Consider the following 20,571-nt stretch of genomic DNA (forward strand, 5'->3'; position numbering starts at 1 on the left):
AGCGACCCTCTCCCGGGGCGTGCGGTCCGACGGTGGCAGGGAGGCCATCGTCGTCGTGATCGGCGGCGCCGCGGCGTCCGCCGTCGGAACGGGAGCAACGATGCACCACTTCGCCCCTGACGGATCGTCGGACCGCCCCGCCCCGGACGCGCGCACCGGGCTGTGGCTCGTCGGCGCCCGCGGCTCGGTCGCCACCACCGCCGCCCTCGGCCTCGCGGTGATCGCCGACGGGCGCGCGGAGCCGACCGGGTGCGTCACCGCGGGCGAGCCCTTCGCCTCCGCCCCGCTGCCCGCGTTCGGCGACCTCGTCGTGGGCGGCCACGACATCTCCGACGTGTCGATGGTCAAGCGCGCCGAGCTGCTCGTCGAGGCCGGCATGATCGCGCCGCGCCTGCTCACCGCCGCGCACGCCGCGCTCGAGCGGGCCGACGCCGAGGTGCGCCCCGGCTACTCGGCCCACCCCGCCGAGGGCGCCGCGCGCGAGTCCCAGCAGGCCGCCGCGGAGCGCCTCGCCGCGGACATCGTGGACTTCCGCGAGCGCCACGGCCTCGCGCGCGTCGTCGTCGTCGACCTCGTGTCGACCGAGCCGCTGCCCGAGCCCGCGCCCGAGCTCGCCGACCGCGACCTGCTGCGCGCGGCGCTCGCGGACCCGGAGCGCGCGGTGCTGCCGCCGAGCTCGGTCACCGCGTACGCCGCGCTGCTCGCGGGCGCCCCGTTCGCCGAGTTCACGCCGTCGGCGAGCATGCACCTGCCGGTGCTGCTCGAGCTCGCCGAGGAGCGCGGAGTGCCCGTCGCGGGCCAGGACGGCAAGACCGGCCAGACGTGGCTGCGCACGATCCTCGCCCCGGCGTTCGGGGCCCGCGGGCTGCGCGTCCTGTCGTGGGCGGGGGCCAACCTGCTCGGCGGCGGGGACGGCGCCACGCTCGCCGACCCGCAGGCGGTGCAGAGCAAGCTCGTGTCCAAGTCGCGCGGGCTCCAGGACCTCACGGGCAGCGACGTCACGCCTCTGCACATCGACAACGTGCCCGACCTCGGGGACATCAAGGTCGCGTGGGACCACGTGCACGTCGAGGGCTTCCTCGGCTCGCGGCTCACGCTGCAGACCACGTGGTCGGCGTACGACTCGATGCTCGCCGCGCCGCTCGTGCTCGACCTGGCGCGCCTGCTCGCGCTCGCGGACGCGGCCGGGTACGCGGGCCCCGTCCCGGAGCTCGGGTTCTTCTTCAAGGACCCCTGGGGCAGCGGCGTGCACGACTTCGCCGCGCAGACCGTCGCGCTGTCCGACTGGGTCCGCGAGGCGACCGCCCAGGTGGGCGGCGACGCGACCGCCGCGGCCGACCGGTCGTGACGGGCTCCCTCCACGACCACCTGGACCTCGTCCGCGCCCCCGCGGTCCTCTCGGTGGTCGGTGACACGCTCGCGGGCGCGGCGGCGGCCGGGCACGCGCTCACGCCGCGCCGCGCGCTCCTGCCCCTCGCCTCGGCGTGCCTGTACGCGGGCGGCATGGCGCTCAACGACTACGCGGACCGGCACCTCGACGCGGTCGAGCGGCCCGAGCGGCCGATCCCGTCGGGCCGTGTGACGAAGCGCCGGGCCCTCCAGGTCGCCGTCGGTCTCACGGCCGCGGGCGTCGGTCTCGCCGCCGCGGGCGGGGGAGCGCGCGCGCTCGCCGTCGCCGTCCCGCTCGCCGCGAGCGTGTGGACGTACGACACGGTCGCCAAGGAGCGCGCGGCCGGTCCGCTCGTCATGGCCGCGTGCCGCGGGCTCGACGTGCTGCTCGGGGCCGGCGTCGGGCACCTGCGCGCCGCGCTGCCGGCCGCCGCGGGGATGGCCGTGCACACCGCGGGCGTCACGTACCTGTCGCGCGGCGAGGTGCACGGCACGACGTCGTCCCTCGCCGCGGGCGTGGCCGCCGCCACCGCGGTGGGCGGGGCGGTCGTCGGTTCCGGCGCGGTGCGCCGCGCGCGGGCGGCCGACGGCGGCGCGAGCGGCCGGGCGCGCGTCGCGACGGCGGTCGCCGGGGTCGCGGCCGCGGGCGCCTACCTCGGGACGTGCCTGCCCCGGCAGGTCGACGCCGCGATCACGCCGTCCGCCCAGAACGCGTTCGCCGCGACCAAGGCCGGGATCCGCGCGATGCTGCCGCTGCAGGCGGCGTGGTCCGCGCGCGGGGGGAGCCTGGCGTCGGTGGGGGTGCTCGCGGGCGTCGAGGTCGCGGGCCGGCTGCTGCGCCGCGCGGGGCGGGCCCCGGGCCGCGCCGAGATGAGCGAGACGTGAGCGCGCCCGGCACCGCCGGGGGCGCGATGCCCTTCACGCTCGGGTACGGCACCAACGGCTTCACCGACCACCCGCTCGACGTCGCGCTCGACGTCCTCGCCCACGAGGGGTACGGGGCGGTCGCGCTCACGCTCGGCTTCCCGCACCTCGACCCCTTCGCGGACCGCTGGGAGGACGAGGCCGCGGCGCTGCGCGCACGGCTCGACGCGGCGCACGACGGTGCGGGGATGCGCGTCGTCGTCGAGACGGGCACGCGGTTCCTCCTGGACCCGTTCCGCAAGCACCGCCCCACGCTCGTGGACGTCGAGGCCGACGCGCGGCTGCGGTTCCTGCGGCGCGCGGTCGAGATCGCCGCCGTGCTGGACGCGGAGTGCGTGTCCTTCTTCTCGGGGGTCCTGCCCGACGACGTGACCCCCGCCGAGGGCTGGACGCTCCTGCGCGAGCGCCTGCCCGCGCTCGTCGAGCACGCGCGCGACCACGGCGTGCGGCTCTCGCTCGAGCCCGAGCCCGGGATGCTCGTGGAGACGGTGGGCGACGCGCTGCGGCTGCGCGACGAGCTGGGCGGCGACGGCGGCGACCTCGCGGACCTCGGGGTCACGGTCGACGTCGGGCACTGCCTCGTCGTCGAGCCCGACGGCGTGGTGGGCGCGCTGCGCGCGGCCGCGCCGTACCTCGCCAACGTGCAGCTCGACGACATGCCGCGCACCCACCACGAGCACCGCCCGTTCGGCGAGGGCGAGATCGACCTCCCGCTCGTGCTCGGCACGCTCGCCGACGTCGGGTACGCGGGCGTCGCGGCGGTCGAGCTGCCCCGCCACTCGTACGACGCCCCCGGCCTCGCGCACCGCAGCATGACAGCGCTGCACCGCGCGTGGGACGACCGCCCCCACCACCCCCAGGAGGTGCCATGACCGAGACCACCCGCCCCGACGCCAACGCCCGCACGGCGGACGGGACCGCCCCGGGCGAGCGCTGGCTCGCCGAGGCGCGCGCCGCCGTCGCGCAGGACCCCGCAGCCGTGACGCGCGCGTTCGCGCTCGCGGGCCGCCAGGTGGGCCGCGCGCCCGTCCGCCCGGACACCGACCCCGCGGGGGTCGTGCACGGGACGGTCGACGACGCCGCCCGCGCCGACCTCGTGGTCGCGCTCGCCGAGGGGGCGGGTCGCGGCGGGGCCGACGGCGAGGCCGCCCTCGCGGCGCGGCTCGCGGACCTCTACCAGCACGGCGACACCGCCGAGCGGCGGGGCGTCCTGCGCGGTCTCGACGCCCTCACGGCGCGCGGTGCGCTCGCGGAGGACGCCGCGCCGTCGGTCGTCGCGGTGGGCCGGGACCTCGCCGCGGACGCGCTCCGCACGAACGACCAGAGCCTCGTCGCGGCGGCCGTCGGGCCGTTCGCGGCCGCGCACCTCGACCCGCACGCGTGGCGCCACGCCGTGCTCAAGCTCGTCTTCATGGGCGTGAGCCTCGACGCCGTCGCCGGTCTCGACGACCGCGCGGACGACGAGCTCGCCCGCATGGCCCGCGACTTCGCCGCCGAGCGCCGCGCCGCGGGCCGCGTCGTGCCCGACGACGTCGCCCGCCTCGCCCCTGACGTCACCACCGGGAGGACCGCCTGATGCGCATCTTCGACCCCCACATCCACATGACCAGCCGCACGACCGACGACTACGAGGCCCTGTACGCCGCGGGTGTGCGCGCGCTCGTCGAGCCGGCGTTCTGGCTGGGCCAGCCGCGCACGAACGTGGGGTCGTTCCTCGACTACTTCGACGCGCTCCTGGGCTGGGAGCGGTTCCGGGCCGCGCAGTTCGGCATCCGGCACCACGCGACGATCGCCCTCAACCCCAAGGAGGCGAACGACGCGCGGTGCCGCGAGGTGCTCGACGAGATCCCGCGCTACCTGCTCAAGGACGGCGTCGTCGCCGTCGGCGAGGTCGGGTACGACTCGATGACTCCCGAGGAGGACGAGGTCTTCTCGCGCCAGCTCCAGATGGCCCGCGACGCGGCGCTGCCCGTGCTCGTGCACACGCCGCACCGCGACAAGCTGTCGGGGACGCGGCGCACGCTGGACGTCGTGCGCGAGTCGGGGATCGCACCCGAGCACGTGCTCGTGGACCACCTCAACGAGACCAACGTCGCGCTCGTGCTCGACGCGGGCGCGTGGGCGGGGTTCTCGATCTACCCGGACACGAAGATGGACGAGGACCGCATGGTCGCGATCCTCCAGGAGCACGGCACCGAGCGGATGATCGTGAACTCCGCCGCCGACTGGGGCCGCTCCGACCCGCTCAAGACGCTCAAGACGGGGCAGGCGATGCTCGCCGCGGGTTTCACCGAGGACGACGTCGACCAGGTGCTGTGGCGCAACCCGGTCGAGTTCTACGGGCAGTCGGGCAACCTCGTGCTGGACCCGGTCCCCGGGTTCGTCGAGGGCGACCTCCCCACCCCGGGCGTGGAGTTCGAGGGCTCCTCCGTGCTGCGCGGCGCGCGGGCGTAGCGCGGGAAGGCTCGACCATGCTGCTGTCGTACTGCACCAACGTCCACCCGGCCGAGCACCTCGACGGCGTGCTCGACCAGCTCGTGCGCTACGCCGCGCCCGTGCGCGAGGCCGCGGGGCTCGACGTGCTCGGCGTCGGGCTGTGGATGCCGGCCGTGCTCGCGCACCGCCTCGCGGGCTCGCCCGACGACCGCGTGCGCCTGCGCGCCGTGCTCGACGAGCACGGTCTCCAGGTCCACACGCTCAACGCGTTCCCGTACGGCGGCTTCCACGCCGACGTCGTCAAGCTCGACGTCTACACGCCGACGTGGGCCGACCCGGAGCGGCTCGCGTACACGCTCGAGTGCGCCGAGGTGCTCGCGGAGCTCCTGCCCGACGGCGTCGCCGGGTCGATCTCGACGCTGCCGCTCGCGTGGCGCGAGCCGTGGACGGACGCCGACGACGACGCCGCGACGCGCGCGTTCGCCGCGCTGGGGGAGGGCCTGCGCGACCTGCGCGAGCGCACGGGCAAGGTGGTGCGCGTCGCGGTCGAGCCCGAGCCGGGCTGCGTGCTCGACACGGTGGACGACGTCGTGGCGTGGCTCGCGGCGCGCACCGGGCCGGACGTGCCGGCGGACCGGCGCACCGACCCCGAGCACGTGGGCGTGTGCCTCGACACGTGCCACCTCGCGGTGTCCTTCGCGGACCGCCGCGCGGGGACGGCCGCGACGGTGCGCCGCATCACCGACGCGGGCCTGCGGGTCGTCAAGGTGCAGGCGTCGGCCGCGCTGCACGTCGCGGACCCGGCCGACGACGCGGCGCGCGCCGCCGTCGGCGCGTTCGCCGAGCAGCGGTACATCCACCAGGTGCGCGAGCTCACCGCGGCGGGCGACGTGCTCGCCGCCGACGACCTGCCCGACGCCCTGGGCGGCGCGCTGCCCGCGGAGGGACCGTGGCGCGTGCACTTCCACGTGCCCCTGCACCACGAGCCCGCCGCGCCGCTCGCCGCGACGACGGACGTGCTGCGCGCGGCGGTCGACGCCGTCCGCGCGGCGCCGCACGGGGACGAGGCCCACCTCGACGTCGAGACGTACACGTGGGCCGTGCTGCCCGAGGGGGCCGCGACCGACTCGCTCGTCGCCGGCATCGCGGCCGAGCTGCGCTGGGCGACGACCCACCTCGCCGCGACCCACCTCGCCGGGACGCACGCCGTCGCTGCCGCAGCGACGGCGCACACCGAACCGCTCTCGGGGGCGACCGCGGACGACGCCGCGGCCGCCCCGGGCACGACCAGGAGGACCGCATGAAGCCCGTGCTGCTGCTCGACGTCGTCGGGCTCACCTCGACCGCGCTCGCCCACATGCCGCGACTGCGCCAGCTCGCCGCGAGCGGCTGGCAGTCCGAGCTCGCGACGGTGCTGCCCGCCGTGACGTGCAGCGTCCAGTCGACGATGCTCACGGGGCTCAGCCCCGCCGAGCACGGGATCGTGGGCAACGGCTGGTACTTCCGCGAGCTCGGCGACGTCTACCTGTGGCGCCAGCACAACCGCCTCGTCGAGGGGGAGAAGCTCTGGGAGGCCGCGCGCCGGGCGCACGGCGAGTACTCGTCGGCGAACGTCTGCTGGTGGTACGCGATGGGCATGACGACGGACGTCACCGTCACGCCGCGCCCGATCTACCACGCGGACGGCCGCAAGTCCCCGGACGCCTACGTGCGCCCGGCGGCGCTCCACGACGACCTCGTCGGCCGGTTCGGCGAGTTCCCGCTGTTCACCTACTGGGGCCCGACGGCGGACATCACGTCGTCGCGGTGGATCGTCGACGCGACGCGGCACGTGCTGCGCACGCACGCGCCCGACCTCACGATGGCGTACGTCCCGCACCTCGACTACGACCTGCAGCGGTTCGGGCCCACGTCGCCGCAGGCCGACGCCGCGGCGGCCGAGCTCGACGCGACGCTCGCGCCGCTGCTCGACGACGCCGCGAACCAGGGCGTCACCGTGCTCGTGGTCTCCGAGTACGGCATCGCGGACGCCGACCGGCCCGTGCACCTCAACCGCATCCTGCGCCGGGAGGGCCTCCTCGAGGTCTACGTGCAGGACGGCAAGGAGCAGCTCGATCCCTGGACCTCGCGCGCGTTCGCGGTCGCGGACCACCAGGTCGCGCACGTGTACCTCGGCGACCAGCAGGACCCGGCGCTCCGGCGGCGCGTCACGGACCTGCTGCGCGGCGTCCCCGGTGTCGACGAGGTGCTCGACCGCGAGGCGCAGGCGCGGTACGGGCTCGACCACGAGCGGTCGGGCGACCTCGTCGTCGTCGCGGAGCCCGGCGCGTGGTTCACGTACTACTTCTGGCTCGACGACGCCCGCGCGCCCGAGTACGCGCGCGGCGTCGACATCCACCGCAAGCCCGGCTACGACCCCGCCGAGCTGTTCTTCGACCCGGCGGACCGGCTCGCGAAGGCGAAGGCCGGCCTCAACCTCGTGAAGAAGAAGGTGGGCCTGCGGTACGCGATGAGCACCGTGCCGCTCGACGCGTCGTACGTGAAGGGCTCGCACGGGCGGCTCCCCGACTCCTCCGCCGACACGCCGCTCGTGATCTGCTCGGACGCGGAGGTGCCGGCGTCGGTCGCGGGTGTGGTGGAGAGCGGGTCCGGGCAGGTCCCGGCCGCCGCGATCAAGGGCCTGGTGCTCGAGCTGCAGGGCCTCGGCGTCCGGGTCTGACGAGCGATCGCTACCGGGCGAGGCGCTCGTCGAGCCAGTCGAGAACGCGCTGCTCGACGAGCGCCCGCCCGAGGGGCTCGCAGTGCCCGCTTGCGCCCTCGTCGTCGCTGAAGGTGACGAGCGTCGCCCCGGGGACGAGCCCGGCCACCCGCTCCGGCTGGCCGGGCCAGAACTGCTCGTCCTCCGGGCTCGTGACGAGCAGCGGCGTCGTGACCTGAGCGGCGACGTCGGAGGCGTCGTACCGGCGGACCTCGCGCAGCGTCGCGGCATACCCCTGCTCGCCGTACGGGCGCGCGCGGAAGCGCCACGTGCGGGCGGCGCCCTTCGACAGGCGCAGGCCGAGCGCCATGTCGCGGTCGAACGCGTGGTCGTCGCCCTTGTCCAGGAGCTTGAGGAGGCTCTTCGGCACCTCGCGCTCCCACGAGGTGGCCACGTCGACCACCCCTGGGTCGACGACGGCCGCGGCCGGGCGGTGCTCGAACGCGAGCGCGCGCGTGACCCAGTAGCCGCCCTGGCTGATCCCGTAGACCGCGACGCGGCCGGGGTCGACGTCGGCCCGCGCGACGACCGCGTCGAGCACGGGCGTGAGGACCGCCTCGAAGTCGGGACGGAACGGGACCCCGTGCTCGAAGAGCACCGACTGCTGGCCCGGGCCGTCGAACACGAGCGCGTGGTACCCGCGGCGCACCGCCCCGGACACGACGGCCGACCACAGCGACGGCAGCGAGCCGTCCGAGCCGTTCACCGCGACGACGACGGGCCCGCGCACCCCGGGGTCGACGCCCGGGGCGCGGAACAAGTACCCCGGGAGCGTCGTGCCCTCGTAGGGGATCGGGAGGCGCTCGACGTCGAGGTCCACGAGGTCGACCCAGCGGTCCCACGCCGCACGGTGCTTGCGGAACGTCGGCAGCAGCGGCGCGTCGTCCTCGAGCCCGGACACCGCGTTCACCGCGACGCCGAGGTAGGTCGCCGCACGCAGGTACGCGGAGGCGGCGCTCACGCGGTGCCCGCGCGCCGCGCACGACTCGCCGGTCGCGGCCAGGCGGTCGCCGAGCGCGTCCCAGGCGCGGAACCACGCGCGGTGGTCCGTGCCGACGTCGGCCACGGCCGCGAGCACCTCGCCGACGTCGGCGGCGCCGCTGAACGCGGCGCCGAGGACCGTGCGGATCTCGAAGTCGAGGTCGGGGTCGTGGGAGAAGCGTCCGGAAAGGCTGCTCCGGTGTGTGCCGTGCCCGGTCATGGGGTGCCCCTGCCGTCCTGGGAGGTACGGAACCCCACCCAGGCTAGGAGCGGTCGGGCGCTGGCGCGCGGCGAGGGACGGACGCGCGTGGTCGTGCGCGGTCGGTGCGGGGGTGCAGGACGGCGGGTCAGGCGCGGGTGACGGCACCCACGACGAGCGTCGCGACGACGCCCAGCACGAAGACGGCGGTGCACACGCCGCCCACGACCCGCGCTGCGCGCAGCCCTGCGGGGGCCGGCGCGTCGCCCGGGTCGAGGAACCCGACGAACGCCGACCCGGCGTACGAGGGCCGGATCGGCACGTGGAACTGACGGACGTCGTGGTCGGTCAGCGCCGGCGGCGGCTGGTGCGCGAGCGCCGCCTCGACGCGACGGCGGCGCAGGCGACCGACCTGCAGCACGTACCCCGCGAGGACGCCGTACTGGCTGAGGTAGAACAGGCCCAGCGCGAGCACCGTCGTCCCGAGGCAGACGCCCGTCGCGGACCGCATCGACACCAGCAGGGCCACCCCGCCGGCGGTGAGCGCCGCCCCGAGGAGCAGCCACAGGGGCAGGACGGCCCAGGAGCCCGAGCGGTCGTCGGCGTACGGCGAGGCGGGCTGCGCCGGACGGCTCGAGTCCGCGAGCTGGTCCGCGAGCCGGCTCGCGGACGGCTTCTCGTCTTCCCACCAGGCCATTCGGCCCCTCCTTCGTCGCGGGTCGTCACCTGCCCCGGAACGCTAGCCGCCCGCGCGCCACCGCTCCATGGGGAGCGGTGCCCGCCTAGTCGTCGTCCTCGTCGTCGGGCAGCGCGACGAGCAGGTCGAGGTGCAGCCCGAGCACCGTGCCGTCCGCGGCGACGGTCCGCACGAGCGGGTAGAAGCCGTCGCCCCAGCCGGAGTGTGCGAGCACGACGTTCTCGCCGTCCTGCGCGCCGGGCAGCAGGATGTTCGCCGACCCCTCGCGCAGGTGGTCGGGGGAGTCCGTGAGCGCGAACCAGCTCGTGTCGGTGCCGTCGTCGAACACCTCGTCGTACCAGTCGCCCTCCGGCATGAGCCGGGCGACGGCGTCGGCGTCGGCGAACGCGACCGTCCCGGCGTCCACCGGCACGCCGTAGGCGGCGCCGGCCTCCGGCGGGCCGTCCGCACCCTCGGGGACCACGGGCTCGACGGCGGCGACCTCGCCCTCGGCGAGCACGACGCTCAGGTACGCCTCGCGCAGGTGGGAGCCGTCCTGCTCGTCGGAGACGTCGGCGACGGTGACGCGCACCGGGTACCGCCCCGGCTCGACCGGCACGACGAGCCCGTGGCCGAGCAGCGTGAACGGGTCGGACGCCTCCAGGCGCCCGCTGGGGAGCACGAGCTCGCCCAGGTCGTGGACCGTGAGGGTGTAGTCGGGGCCGTCGGCTGCGCCCGTGCCGACGGCGGGGCCGGGGCGCAGGGCGAAGAACGTGTCGGGGGAGGGGAAGTCGCTCACGCCCGCGAGCGTAGCGGGCCGCGCCCACGCGGACGGCGGGGCCACCGCGCGGCGGCCGGCATACCCCGGCGGCGGCGGGAACCACGACGCGGCCCCGGACACGCCGACGGCGCCCGGTCCGTGGGGACCGGGCGCCGTCGGGGGGTGTCGCTCGAGCGTCCGCGAGGAGCGCTCAGGCGGCGGGCCTCACGAGCAGCTCAGCGCCTCGTAGTCGGCGTCGTAGGTCGTGGTGACCTCTTCGCCGTCGATCTCGGCGGTGAGCGTGGCCGTCACCGAGCCCGCGTCGAACGACGCGGCGCGCGACGAGAACGACCGGTAGGCGTTCTTGCCGTCCTTGACGTTCGGGAACGTCTTCTCGCCGTACGGCGTGGTCACGACGACGTCGGCCGTCGCGCCCGACTCGTTGAGCACGCGCACCGCGACGTGGGCCTTCCCGCCGAGGCAGCGGGCCTCGACCGTGACGGTCGCGTCGACGACGGCGGACGTCGTGACGTCCACGGTCTGCCAGCGCGAGGTCGGGGTCGCGTTGTGCAGGTGCAGCAGCAGGAGCTTCCCGCTGCCGGCCTCGACCGCCGACTCCGAGCGGTGCACGGTGATCGGCGCGTCGTCGGCCCCGGCGTACACGAGCTCGCCCTCGCCCCCGAACCAGTAGGCCGGGTCGTACGGGTCGGCCGTGAACGTCTCGCTCGCGTCGACGAGCTGGTCGGCGGCCTGCGAGTACGGCGAGTACGTGAGGACCTGGAAGGTCGGCACGTCGCCCTCCTCGATGCCGAGCGACCCGATGCCGACCGGGATGACGACGACGTTGTTGTCGAACACCGAGGTGTCGACGTCGCCCCAGACGGTGTTGACCGGCTGCTGGTCGATGACGGCTCCGGCCTTGCGCTCCTTGCCGTCGGGGCCGGTCCAGTCCTTGAGCGTGTACGTCACGGCCAGCGTGACGTCGATCTCCGTGTCGAACTTCACCACCGCGACCTCGAAGTCGGCCGAGCCGTCGGAGTCGACGTCGACCTCGACCGCGGGGATCGAGACGGAGCCGAGGCTCGCCCACTCCCCGTCCATCGCGACGCCGATGCCCATGAAGCCGTCGGCCGGGTCGCCCCCGGCTGCGGCCTCCTGCGGCGCCGTGGACGCGAATCCGACCGCGCGCACGTCGGCCGCCGCGATGGCCGACGCCGAGGCGCCCACCGCCGCGTCCGCCTCGAGGCGGGGGCTCGTCGTCTTGAGCTCGAACGGCGCGACGAGCGACGTCCAGCCGCCGGAGTCGACGCCGCGGCCGTCGAGGTCGAGCTCGGCGGTCGTCGCGGTGCCCGGGAAGGCGACGGGCTTGCCGGAGAGGTCGCTCACGAGCCGCGGCGACGCCTGCACGGGGACGCGCAGCTCGCTGCCGCCGTCCGTCGGGGTGAGGACCACGCGGCCGCTCACCGAGGACACGAAGTCGCGCGGCACGCCGACCCCGGAGTCGGCCGACGACGTCGGGTCGAGCTCCTTGGCGAGCGTCGCCGGGTCGGCCGTGAGGGTCACGGTGACGACGGTGCGCTGGCCGGCGGGGACGGTGATCGACGCGGGCGCGACAGAGACGGTGGCGCCGCCGGCCGTGCTCGACTGCGTGAAGCCGGTCGAGTACGTCTTCGGGGTGTCGCCGGTGTTCTGCACCGTCACGGTCTTGCGGACCGTGACCGGGTCCGCGCCCACGGGCACGACGCCGAACGCGACGGACACCTGGTCGGAGTCCTGCGACGCGTAGGCGAGGGTCGTGTTCGTGGCGGCGTCGACGGCGTCGACCCGGCCGGAGCCCACGCGCTCGGGGCCGTACGCGGTGCCCGTGCCCGACGGGCCGGTGAAGACGTCGTGCGTCGCGGTGTTCATGACCGACGCCTTGACCTCGGCCGGAGCCCAGCCCGGGTGGGCCTGCTTGACGAGGGCCGCGATGCCCGCGACGTGCGGGGTGGCCATCGAGGTGCCGGACTTGATGCTCGCGCCGACCAGGCGGCCGGACGCGACGGACGCGATGCCGGTGCCGGGTGCCGCGACGTCGGGCTTGGCGACGCCGAGCGAGCCGTGCACGCCGCGCGACGAGCCGCTGTTCAGCGTGTCGCCGATCTCCGGGATCGAGACGAACGACGACAGCGCGAGCGACGGGCCGACGGTCAGCGTGACCTCGCCGGCCTCGATCGCCGGGCGCAGCGCGGCGTGGCTCGGGCCCGTGAGCTGCGCGCCGGGGATGCCGGGGTTGCCCGCGATGCCCGCGACGAACGACGACAGCTCGGAGGACAGCAGCACGCCGACGGCGCCCGCGGCCTCCGCGTTGTTGAAGCGTGCGGCGCTGCCGCACGCACGGGTCGCGTCGTCGTCGTCCCAGTAGAGGAACGCGATCTTGCCCGCGACGGCCGCCGCCTGCTCGGGCGTGAACGGGTCGCAGCCGGAGAAGTCGTCCGCGACGAACGCGACCGGGGCCGTGACGTCCGCGGTGCCCGCGTACGCCTGGGAGTTCTGCGCCGGGTACGTGCCGACGAGGGACTCCGGCGCCTCGACGCGGACCGCGTCGAACGTCTGCGTGTCGCCGACCGAGTTCGCGACCGTCAGCGCGGTGCGCGCGTTGCCGGGCGAGCCGCCGACGTCGGTCACGTCGCCCGCGTTGCCCGACGCGATGACGGACAGCGTGCCCAGGCGCGAGAGCTGGTCGATGAAGAGGTTCTCCGGGTCGTCCGCGGGCGAGCCGTCGGAGCCGAGGGAGAGGTTGACGATGTCGAGGCGGTCGGACAGGTCGCCGTCGCCGTTCGGGTCGGCCGCCCACTCGAGCGCGTCGACGACGACGCCCGTCGAGCCGCCGAGGTCGCCGAACACCTTGAGCGCGTAGATGCCCGCCTCGGGCGCGGAGCCCGGGCCGACCTGCCAGTCGGAGATGTCCGTGAGCGTCGAGTAGTCGCCGTCGAACGTCTCGCCGTCGGCCGTGACGCCGTACGCCGCCGTCGTGCCGGCCACGTGCGAGCCGTGGCCCGAGCCGACCGAGTCGAGCGAGTCGATGGGGTTCTCGTCGGGCGTCGGCACGAGCGTCGTGCCGGGGACGGTGCCGCTCGCGTCGTAGTCGTACCCGGCGAAGTCGTGGCCGCCGAGGAACTTCAGCTCGTCGTACGTGCCCTCGGGGACCGGGCCGGTACCGCGGTCGCCGTAGGCCTCGTCGAACGCCTCCTGCGTGCCGGGGCCGCCGAACGCCTTGTGGGTGTAGTCGACGCCAGTGTCGATGATGCCGATGCGCACGCCCTCGCCGGTGAGGCCGGTGCTCTGCCACGTCTCGAGCGCGCGCGTGAACACGTCCGTGCCCTTGTTCGCGGGCTTCTTGGGGATGATCCGGTAGACCGTGCGGACCGAGGCGTCGCGCGCGAGGTCGCGCACGCGGGCCGCGTCGCCCGTGACGACGACGCCCGCGACGAGCGTGCTCGTGACCGACACCTGCTGCGGGTTGCGCGCGCCCGCGCTGCGGGCGGTCGCCTGCTGCGGGACGACGTCGTCCGCGAGCTGCGCGACCTCCTGCGCGTTGGCCTCGACCTCGTCGGGGCTCGCGCCCTGCGCCGTGAGGTCGACCGCCGACGGCGCGTCGAGCTCGACGAACGCGGTGACCGTGCCGGTCGCCTTGGCGAGCGACGGCGCGACCTTCTCGGTCGGCTCGAGGGACGCGCCCGACTGCACGCCGAAGGCGTTGCCGGGGTCGGGCGGCGGGTCCGCGGCGGCGGGCGCGGCGGCGGCCGCGACGACCGCGAGGCTCGCGGCGGCGGCCGTCAGTGACACGGGTAGAGAACGGTGCTTCATCGACACTCATCTCCCCGGCAGTGCCGGTTCGGCGAAGGGTTCGTGGATGGGTCCTTCCCAGCGGTCTCGCCCGGGTGGGACCGAGGCCACCCGAGCACGGTAACCAACGACCGCCCGACCTGCCCAGCGGCAGGGGACCTCTGCCGGGCCCCGGGGGACCGTCCGCCCTAGGATGCGGGCGGGGTCACGGGACGTGGCCGTCCTGTGGGAGTCCCCTTCCCGCGTCAGGTCCACGGGGTGCGAACCCGGGGGCGTGGCCCACGCAGAAGGAGAACCATGACCAGCACTCCGCTCCGCGCCCTGTCCGCAGGCCTCGTCGCCGGTCTCGTGCTGGTGGGCGCCGTCGCCGGCCCGGCGCTCGCCTCGCCGTCGGGCGTCCGGGCCGCCCCGGGGGACGACCTCGCTGCGGTCCCGCTCGCCGACCAGCCCGTCGCGACCGGCGAGAGCTGCGCCGTCGAGGCCCAGCCTCTCCTCCCCGGCGAGGACCCTGCCGCGCTGCCCGCCGCACCCGAGGTGTGCTTCGGCTCGTTGGAGGAGGCGCTCGAGTTCGTGTCCGGGGACGAGGTGGCGCCGTCGCGCCTCGCGCGCGCCACGCGGGCCGACGTCGACGGCCTCGTCGGTGAGCTCAACGCGACCACGACGGCGGGCCCGCGGGCCGCGGCGGAGCGGGCGACGACGGCCGCGGCCGGCTCGATCGTGCTCGGCGTGCTGTGGCGGGACCCGAGCTACAAGGGCGCGTCGAAGGTGCTCTACGGGTCGGGTACGAACGGGTGCCACACCGGGTCGACGTACGGGTTCCCGAACCTCGCGAACCTCCTCATGAACAACGTCGTCTCCTCGGCGTCGACGTACGCCGGGTGCTGGGTGACGCTCTACGACTCCTACTCCTACGCGGGGACGAAGAAGAACTGCACGCCGCACTGCGCGACCCTGGGCTCGTTCGACGACCGCGCGTCGTCGGTCGTCTACCGCCCGGCGGGCACGCTCGGCTGAGCGCGCCGCGTGACGCAGACCTCACGCACCCCGTCCCGGCGGGGCGCGGCGCGGCGGGTTACGGTCGGGGCACCGGGTCCTGCCCGGGACCCACGACGTCGAAGGAGATCTCGCATGCCCACCCGTATCGCACGCACCGCCTGGAACGGCGGCCTCCAGGACGGCCAGGGCCAGGTCGAGCTCACGAGCTCGAAGGTCGGGACGTACGACGTGTCCTTCCCGCGTCGCGCCGCCGACGACGCGGGCGGGGTCACGAGCCCCGAGGAGCTCATCGCCGCCGCGCACTCGTCCTGCTACGCGATGCAGTTCTCCGCGCTGCTCGGCGAGGCCGGCGCGACGCCCGTCTCGCTCGAGGTCACGGCGGAGGTCACCCTCGCGCCGGACCCGGCGGGCGGCTTCCAGATCCCGGAGATCGCGCTGATCGTCCGCGGCGAGGTCGAGGGCATCGACGCCGCCGGCTTCCAGCAGGCGGCGGAGGCGGCCAAGGCCACGTGCCCCGTCTCGAAGGCGCTCGCGGGCGTGCCGACGATCACCCTGGACGCCACGCTCGAGAGCTGACCCCGGCACCCACGACGGACCCCGGGCCGCGCACCGCTGGACGGCGCGCGACCCGGGGTCCGTCGTGTCGGGAGGCCCCGAGCGGGTCCGCTCAGCGGGGGAGGAGCGGGGGCGAGGACGTCCCGGCGCCCGCCCGGATGCCGTCGACGAGCTCGGCGAGCGTGTCCTTCGCGCCGTGCACGGGGCGCCAGCGCAGCAGCTCCGTCGCGAGCTCGGTGTCGAGCACGGGCACGCGCATCGCCATGTCGAGCCAGCCCTCGCCGACGGGCGCGAGGCGCGCGCGCCACGCGACGGCGACGGCGGTCCGGGCCGTCGCGTAGGGCACGGTGCGCAGCGAGCCGTCCGCGACGACGTCGGCCACGTCCTGCGCCGTGAGCACCGTGGGGTGGGCGACGTTGAACGGCCCGGGGTGCCGGCCCACGACGATCCGCGCGTACGCGTCCGCGAGGTCGTCGGCGTGCACGACCTGGAGCCGCAGGCCGTCGGGCAGCGGGACCGCCGGGAGCGGGTCGCGACGCAGCACGCGCGTGCCCAGCGGGCCGAGGAAGTACCGCGCGATCTCGGAGCCCGCGTCGCGCTGGAACACGAGCGCCGAGCGGACGCGCGAGACGACGATCCCCGTCTCCCGGTCGAGGTCGTCGAGCAGCGTCTCGACGGCGGCCTTGTCCTCCGAGTACGACGAGCCCGGGACGCCCTCGACGGGCCAGCCCTCGTTCACCGGGGTGTCGCGCGCGTCGCCCGCGTACGGGGCGGGGGAGTAGGCGCCGACGGACGACGCCACGACGACGTGCGCGACGCCCGCCCGCTGCGCCGCCTCGACGACGCGGCGCGTGCCCTCGACGTTGACGCGCCGCAGCCGCTTGCGGTCGTGGCTGGGCTGGATCGCCCACGCGAGGTGCACGACGACGTCCGCCCCCGCGAACGCGGCGTCGAGCCGCTGGTCCGCGTCGGAGGCCGCGACGTCCGCGTACCGCCAGGTCGCGACGTCGTGCGGGAAGCGCACCGTGCTCGACCCGTCGGCGCGCGGCACGCGCCGAGCGACCGCCACGACGGACGTCACGACCGGCTCCTCCGCGAGCCGGCGCAGGACCGCCGTGCCGACGTTCCCGCTCGCTCCGACGACCACCACGCGCATGCGCTGCCTCCCGACCTCGTCCGCTGCCCGTCGCCCCGACGCTAGCCCGCCGCGGGCGAGTTCGCCCGGGCGATGGCCAGGACGGCGCCGCGCGCGGGCTCGGGGAGCTCGGGCACGAGCACGACGGCGCTCGCGAGCACGAGGCTCTCGATGTCCGCGCGGCTCAGGTCCCCGCCGCCGAGCCACGCGGCCGTGACGTTCTCCACGAGCGCGACCCAGCCCGCGGCGAGCAGCCGGAGGCGGGGCGTCGTGGGCAGCGCGTCCGTCGTGGTGGCGCTCACGGTCGAGGTCAGGCGCGCGACGAGGCTGTCGCGGACGCGCGCGAGCGCCTCCTGGGTGGCGTCGTCCTCGGCGAGCACCCCGCGCCACAGGTCCTGCCAGACGAGCCGGCGCGCCTCGACGGCGTCGAGGTAGGAGGCGACGGCGAGCGCCGGGCGCTCGACGAGGGGACGATCGTCCGGTGCGACCGTCGCCGCCTCGAGCTCCGCCACGGCCTCCAGCGCGACGGCCCGGCGCAGCCCGGCCGTGGACGCGAAGTAGTGGAAGACGAGCGCCTTCGACGCCCCCGAGCGGGCCGCGACGGCCGCCGGGGTCAGGGCGTCGAGGCCGTGCTCGTCGGCGTGGCGCGCGGCCGCGTCGAGCAGCTCGCGCCGTCGGTCGGCGGGCTCGCGCCGCCGGCGGGCGCCGCCCGGCCGGGCGCGCACGGAGCCGTCGGCGCCGAGGGGTCCGGCGGGGGTGGGCGTGCGAGGCATGACACCGTTCTACGCTGTTGTTGACCACGAGTCAACAAGAGGCGTAGCGTTGTTGACCGTGAGTCAACGGCGCCCCGGGGCAGGCCCGGGACGCCACGGAGGGGAAGAACCGGATGCAGATCACGCTGACGGACGTGCGCGTCGACGGGCGGCGCGAGCCCATGCTCGAGCCGATGGACCTCGCCTGGTCCACGGGCGAGTGCGTGCTCGTCGCCGGGGAGCCCGGGCACGGGCACACCGCGCTCGCCCTCGTCGCGACGGGCCGCTTCGACCCGTCCGCGGGCGAGGTCCGCCTCACCCCGGCGAGCACGCCGTCGCACCGCTCCGGCCGCCCCGCGCGCGGCGCCGCCGCGACCCTGCGGGACGTGACCGCCGTCGTCGACGTGCCCGGCATTAGCGAACCCGACGACGCGCTCACCGTGGCCGACGTCGTCGCCGAGGGTCTCGCGCTCGCCGGCCGCCGCTCGCTGCCCACCGACGTGACCCGCTGGCTCGCCGACCACTCCCTCACCACCGACCGCGCGCGGCGCCTCGACCAGGTGCCGGGGGTCGTGCGCACCGCGCTGCTCGCGGCGCTCGCGGCCGAGGACCCGGACGTCCGGTTCCTCGTGCTCACGCTCCCCGACCGGCACGGGGGAGAGCCGTCGGGCTGGTGGGAGGTCGCGCAGAGCCTCGCCGGCGCCGGGTACGGCGTGCTCGTGCAGTGCACGCGCGCCTCGGCCCGCGACCTCGGCGTGGACCTCCCGCCCGCGCGCGGCGCGTCGATCCACCAGCCGCCGGCCGTCGTGCTGCGCACGCGCCCCGAGCCGCCGCGCGACCCGGACCCCGCGCCGGACCCGGACCCGGACCTCGCGCCGGACCCGGACCTCGCGTCGGACCCCGACCCCACGCCGGGGCCGGACCCCGCGCCCGAGCCGGACCCGGCTCCCGAGCAGCCCGTCCCCGCCGCCGCGCCCATCACGACCGACGAACCCGCCGCCCCGCACGACCCCGAGGAGGACCGATGACCGCGATCCGCCTCGGGCTGTCCGAGCTGCGCCGCCTCGCCGCGGGCACGCTGCCCCGCCTCGCGATCCTCGCGATGGCGCTCATCCCCACGCTCTACGCGGGCCTCTACCTGTTCGCGAACCACGACCCGTACGACAAGCTCGACGAGATCCCCGCCGCGCTCGTCGTGCTCGACGAGGGCACGACGACCACCGACGCCCAGACGGGCGCGACGACGCGGCGCGACTTCGGGCGCGACGTCGCCGACCAGCTGCTCGACGACGGCGGCTTCGGCTGGGTCGAGACCAGTCAGGTCGACGCCGAGTACGGGGTCCGGTCCGGGCGGTACGACGCCGCGCTCGTCATCGGCCCGACCTTCTCGGCGGACCTCGCGTCCGCGGGCGAGTTCGAGCCGCAGCAGGCGAGCCTCACGCTCATCACCAACGACGCGAACAACTACCTCGCGCGCACGATCGCGGACCAGATCGTCGGCAAGGTGCGCGACTCGATCGCCGAGCAGGTGGGCACGGAGGCGGCGGACACGTTCCTGCGCGGCTTCGCGTCCATCCACACCAACCTCGCCGACGCCGTGGACGGCGCGGACCAGCTCCTCGACGGGTCGACGCAGCTCCGCGACGGCCTCGTCACCGCGGACGACGGCGCGCACACCCTCGCCGAGGGCGCGGGCCAGGCCGCCGACGGCGCCGAGCGTCTCGACGCGAGCACCGGGACGCTCGCGGACGCCGTCGGGCAGCTCGACGACGGCGCGGAGGCGCTCGCGTCCGGGCTCGGCACGCTCCGGGGCGCGACGGCGTCCCTGCCGGCCCAGACCCAGCAGCTCGCCGACGGCGCCGCGCAGGTCGCGGACGGGAACGCGCAGGTCGCGCAGTACGGGCAGCAGGCGGCCGCAGCCGCGGGCGAGGTGCTCCCGACGCTCGACACGATCCGCGGCGACGTCGACGCCCGGCTCGACCAGCTCGTCGCCGACGGCGTCATCGACGAGGCGACCGCGGACCAGGTGCGGGCGCAGGTCGGGCCCGTGCTCGACCAGCAGCGCGAGCAGGTGCAGGGCGCCGTCGACCAGGTGACCGCCGCGTCCGGGAAGCTCGACCAGCTCGCCGACGGGTCGCGCCAGGTGTCCGACGGCGCGGCCCGGCTCGCGGGCGCGACGCCGCAGCTGACCTCCGGCATCGCGAGCGCCGCCGACGGCGCGGACCGCCTCGCCGACGGCACCGGACAGCTCGCCGCCGCGACCCCGCAGCTCGTGGACGGCGTCTCGCAGCTCGCCGACGGCACGCGCCAGGTCTCCGACGGCGCGACCTCTCTCGCGGACGGCACGTCGCAGCTGCGCGACGGCTCGGGCGAGCTCGTCGACGGCGTCACGCAGCTCCGCGACGGGCTCGCCGAGGGTCTCGGCCAGGTGCCGGACCTCGACGAGCAGACCCGCCAGGACACCGCCGAGACCATCGGCAACCCCGTGTCCGTGAAGAGCGACGCGCTGTCGTCCGCGGGCACGTACGGCGGCGGCCTCGCGCCGTTCTTCCTGTCGCTCGCGACGTGGATCGGCGCCTACGTGCTCTTCCTGCTCGTGCGCCCGCTGTCGTCGCGGGCCCTCGCCGCCGGGAGGTCGGGCCTGGCCACCGCCCTGGGCGGGTGGCTCACCCCGGCCGCGATCGGCGTCGTGCAGGTCGCCGCGATGTTCACGGTGACGAAGTTCGCGCTCGACATCGATCCGGTCCACGGCGTCGGGACCGCGCTGTTCCTCGTGCTGGTGTCGGCGACGTTCGTCGCGATCCTCCAGGCGCTCAACGTCTGGCTCGGCGCCGCGGGCCAGTTCCTCGGGCTCGTGCTCATGCTCGTCCAGCTCGTCACCGCGGGCGGCACGTTCCCCTGGCAGACGATCCCCGAGCCGCTGCGCTCCATGCACCGGTTCCTGCCCATGACGTACGCGGTCGAGGGCCTGCGCCAGCTCCTCTACGGCGGCAACATGGCGACGGTCACGCGCGACGTCACGGTGCTCGTCGTCGTGCTGGTCGCCGCCCTCGCCCTGACGACGGTCGCCGCCCGCAAGCAGCGCGTCTGGACCATCAAGAAGCTCCAGCCGGAGCTCGTCCTCTGACTCACGGGATAGAGCCCAGGTCTGCCGAGATAGAGCCCTGGTCTGCCGAGGTAGA

General features: G+C 75.7%; 17 protein-coding genes. 11 read left to right on the top strand and 6 right to left on the bottom strand.

Annotated features, from left to right (window positions below):
• Positions 1–100: 100 nt before the first annotated feature.
• From B8281_RS07000 to B8281_RS07025, 7 genes are read left to right on the top strand one after another with little or no spacing between them, the layout of a single operon-like run.
• Positions 101–1,348 carry an inositol-3-phosphate synthase gene (locus tag B8281_RS07000; protein WP_085388652.1) on the top strand — a complete coding sequence of 416 codons (1,248 nt, stop codon included), beginning with the start codon at positions 101–103 and terminating at the stop codon, positions 1,346–1,348.
• Positions 1,345–2,274, top strand: coding sequence for an SCO3242 family prenyltransferase (locus tag B8281_RS07005; protein WP_198163176.1), 930 nt, complete (start codon positions 1,345–1,347; stop codon positions 2,272–2,274). Before B8281_RS07000 ends, B8281_RS07005 begins: the two co-directional genes overlap by 4 nt.
• Positions 2,271–3,185 carry a sugar phosphate isomerase/epimerase gene (locus B8281_RS19475; RefSeq protein WP_232322702.1) on the top strand — a complete coding sequence of 305 codons (915 nt, stop codon included), beginning with the start codon at positions 2,271–2,273 and terminating at the stop codon, positions 3,183–3,185. Before B8281_RS07005 ends, B8281_RS19475 begins: the two co-directional genes overlap by 4 nt.
• A complete protein-coding gene (locus B8281_RS19480) occupies positions 3,182–3,889 on the top strand; it encodes an EboA domain-containing protein (RefSeq protein ID WP_198163177.1) in 708 nt (235 codons plus the stop codon). The genes B8281_RS19475 and B8281_RS19480 overlap by 4 nt, the downstream gene beginning before the upstream one ends.
• The gene (locus tag B8281_RS07015) at positions 3,889–4,767 is read left to right on the top strand and encodes a TatD family hydrolase (RefSeq protein ID WP_061267969.1); all 879 of its coding nucleotides are present in this window, start codon (positions 3,889–3,891) and stop codon (positions 4,765–4,767) included. The genes B8281_RS19480 and B8281_RS07015 overlap by 1 nt, the downstream gene beginning before the upstream one ends.
• A gap of 17 nt (positions 4,768–4,784) precedes the next feature.
• Positions 4,785–6,053 (top strand): metabolite traffic protein EboE, encoded by a 1,269-nt coding sequence (eboE, locus tag B8281_RS07020; protein WP_198163178.1) that lies wholly within the window; start codon positions 4,785–4,787, stop codon positions 6,051–6,053.
• Positions 6,050–7,468, top strand: a complete 1,419-nt coding sequence (locus tag B8281_RS07025; RefSeq protein ID WP_085387332.1) for an alkaline phosphatase family protein — start codon at positions 6,050–6,052, stop codon at positions 7,466–7,468. The genes eboE and B8281_RS07025 overlap by 4 nt, the downstream gene beginning before the upstream one ends.
• Before the next feature lie 10 nt (positions 7,469–7,478).
• On the opposite strand, the gene B8281_RS07030 is transcribed toward B8281_RS07025, so the two are convergent.
• The 4 genes from B8281_RS07030 to B8281_RS07045 form a co-directional block, all read right to left on the bottom strand.
• On the bottom strand, positions 7,479–8,708 hold the full coding sequence (locus tag B8281_RS07030; protein ID WP_085387333.1) for a S9 family peptidase: 1,230 nt from the start codon (positions 8,706–8,708) through the stop codon (positions 7,479–7,481).
• A gap of 127 nt (positions 8,709–8,835) precedes the next feature.
• Positions 8,836–9,384, bottom strand: coding sequence for a hypothetical protein (locus tag B8281_RS07035; protein WP_043658818.1), 549 nt, complete (start codon positions 9,382–9,384; stop codon positions 8,836–8,838).
• An 85-nt stretch (positions 9,385–9,469) separates the two neighbouring features.
• The gene (locus tag B8281_RS07040; RefSeq protein ID WP_163188632.1) at positions 9,470–10,162 is read right to left on the bottom strand and encodes a DUF4241 domain-containing protein; all 693 of its coding nucleotides are present in this window, start codon (positions 10,160–10,162) and stop codon (positions 9,470–9,472) included.
• A 186-nt stretch (positions 10,163–10,348) separates the two neighbouring features.
• Positions 10,349–13,951, bottom strand: a complete 3,603-nt coding sequence (locus tag B8281_RS07045) for a S8 family serine peptidase (protein WP_198163179.1) — start codon at positions 13,949–13,951, stop codon at positions 10,349–10,351.
• A 297-nt stretch (positions 13,952–14,248) separates the two neighbouring features.
• Between B8281_RS07045 and B8281_RS07050 the strand changes: the two genes are divergently transcribed.
• Positions 14,249–14,965 (top strand): hypothetical protein, encoded by a 717-nt coding sequence (locus tag B8281_RS07050; RefSeq protein WP_085387335.1) that lies wholly within the window; start codon positions 14,249–14,251, stop codon positions 14,963–14,965.
• Positions 14,966–15,079: 114 nt separating this feature from the next.
• A complete protein-coding gene (locus B8281_RS07055) occupies positions 15,080–15,523 on the top strand; it encodes an OsmC family peroxiredoxin (RefSeq protein WP_085387336.1) in 444 nt (147 codons plus the stop codon).
• A 91-nt stretch (positions 15,524–15,614) separates the two neighbouring features.
• Here the strand turns inward: B8281_RS07055 and B8281_RS07060 are convergent, their stop codons facing one another.
• Together B8281_RS07060 and B8281_RS07065 are read right to left on the bottom strand one after the other, a co-directional pair.
• Positions 15,615–16,658, bottom strand: coding sequence for an NAD-dependent epimerase/dehydratase family protein (locus B8281_RS07060; protein ID WP_076404548.1), 1,044 nt, complete (start codon positions 16,656–16,658; stop codon positions 15,615–15,617).
• Positions 16,659–16,699: 41 nt separating this feature from the next.
• Positions 16,700–17,410, bottom strand: a complete 711-nt coding sequence (locus B8281_RS07065; RefSeq protein ID WP_085387337.1) for a TetR/AcrR family transcriptional regulator — start codon at positions 17,408–17,410, stop codon at positions 16,700–16,702.
• 113 nt (positions 17,411–17,523) lie between these two features.
• Here B8281_RS07065 and B8281_RS07070 point away from each other — a divergent pair, with 113 nt between their 5' ends.
• Positions 17,524–18,417, top strand: a complete 894-nt coding sequence (locus B8281_RS07070; protein ID WP_085387338.1) for a hypothetical protein — start codon at positions 17,524–17,526, stop codon at positions 18,415–18,417.
• A complete protein-coding gene (locus tag B8281_RS07075) occupies positions 18,414–20,516 on the top strand; it encodes a YhgE/Pip domain-containing protein (RefSeq protein WP_085387339.1) in 2,103 nt (700 codons plus the stop codon). The genes B8281_RS07070 and B8281_RS07075 overlap by 4 nt, the downstream gene beginning before the upstream one ends.
• Positions 20,517–20,571: the final 55 nt, after the last annotated feature.

Source organism: Cellulosimicrobium sp. TH-20 (assembly GCF_002105775.1).
In the GTDB taxonomy this organism is placed as follows: domain Bacteria; phylum Actinomycetota; class Actinomycetes; order Actinomycetales; family Cellulomonadaceae; genus Cellulosimicrobium; species Cellulosimicrobium funkei.

Bases quoted from the DNA above. Each gene is read 5' to 3' on its own strand.
- B8281_RS07065 (WP_085387337.1), bottom strand. From the start codon at position 17,410: ATGCCTCGCACGCCCACCCCCGCCGGACCCCTCGGCGCCGACGGCTCC.
- B8281_RS19480 (WP_198163177.1), top strand. From the start codon at position 3,182: ATGACCGAGACCACCCGCCCCGACGCCAACGCCCGCACGGCGGACGGG.
- B8281_RS07025 (WP_085387332.1), top strand. From the start codon at position 6,050: ATGAAGCCCGTGCTGCTGCTCGACGTCGTCGGGCTCACCTCGACCGCG.
- B8281_RS07060 (WP_076404548.1), bottom strand. From the start codon at position 16,658: ATGCGCGTGGTGGTCGTCGGAGCGAGCGGGAACGTCGGCACGGCGGTC.
- B8281_RS07075 (WP_085387339.1), top strand. From the start codon at position 18,414: ATGACCGCGATCCGCCTCGGGCTGTCCGAGCTGCGCCGCCTCGCCGCG.
- B8281_RS07030 (WP_085387333.1), bottom strand. From the start codon at position 8,708: ATGACCGGGCACGGCACACACCGGAGCAGCCTTTCCGGACGCTTCTCC.
- B8281_RS07050 (WP_085387335.1), top strand. From the start codon at position 14,249: ATGACCAGCACTCCGCTCCGCGCCCTGTCCGCAGGCCTCGTCGCCGGT.
- eboE (WP_198163178.1), top strand. From the start codon at position 4,785: ATGCTGCTGTCGTACTGCACCAACGTCCACCCGGCCGAGCACCTCGAC.
- B8281_RS07070 (WP_085387338.1), top strand. From the start codon at position 17,524: ATGCAGATCACGCTGACGGACGTGCGCGTCGACGGGCGGCGCGAGCCC.
- B8281_RS07035 (WP_043658818.1), bottom strand. From the start codon at position 9,384: ATGGCCTGGTGGGAAGACGAGAAGCCGTCCGCGAGCCGGCTCGCGGAC.
- B8281_RS07000 (WP_085388652.1), top strand. From the start codon at position 101: ATGCACCACTTCGCCCCTGACGGATCGTCGGACCGCCCCGCCCCGGAC.
- B8281_RS07015 (WP_061267969.1), top strand. From the start codon at position 3,889: ATGCGCATCTTCGACCCCCACATCCACATGACCAGCCGCACGACCGAC.
- B8281_RS07055 (WP_085387336.1), top strand. From the start codon at position 15,080: ATGCCCACCCGTATCGCACGCACCGCCTGGAACGGCGGCCTCCAGGAC.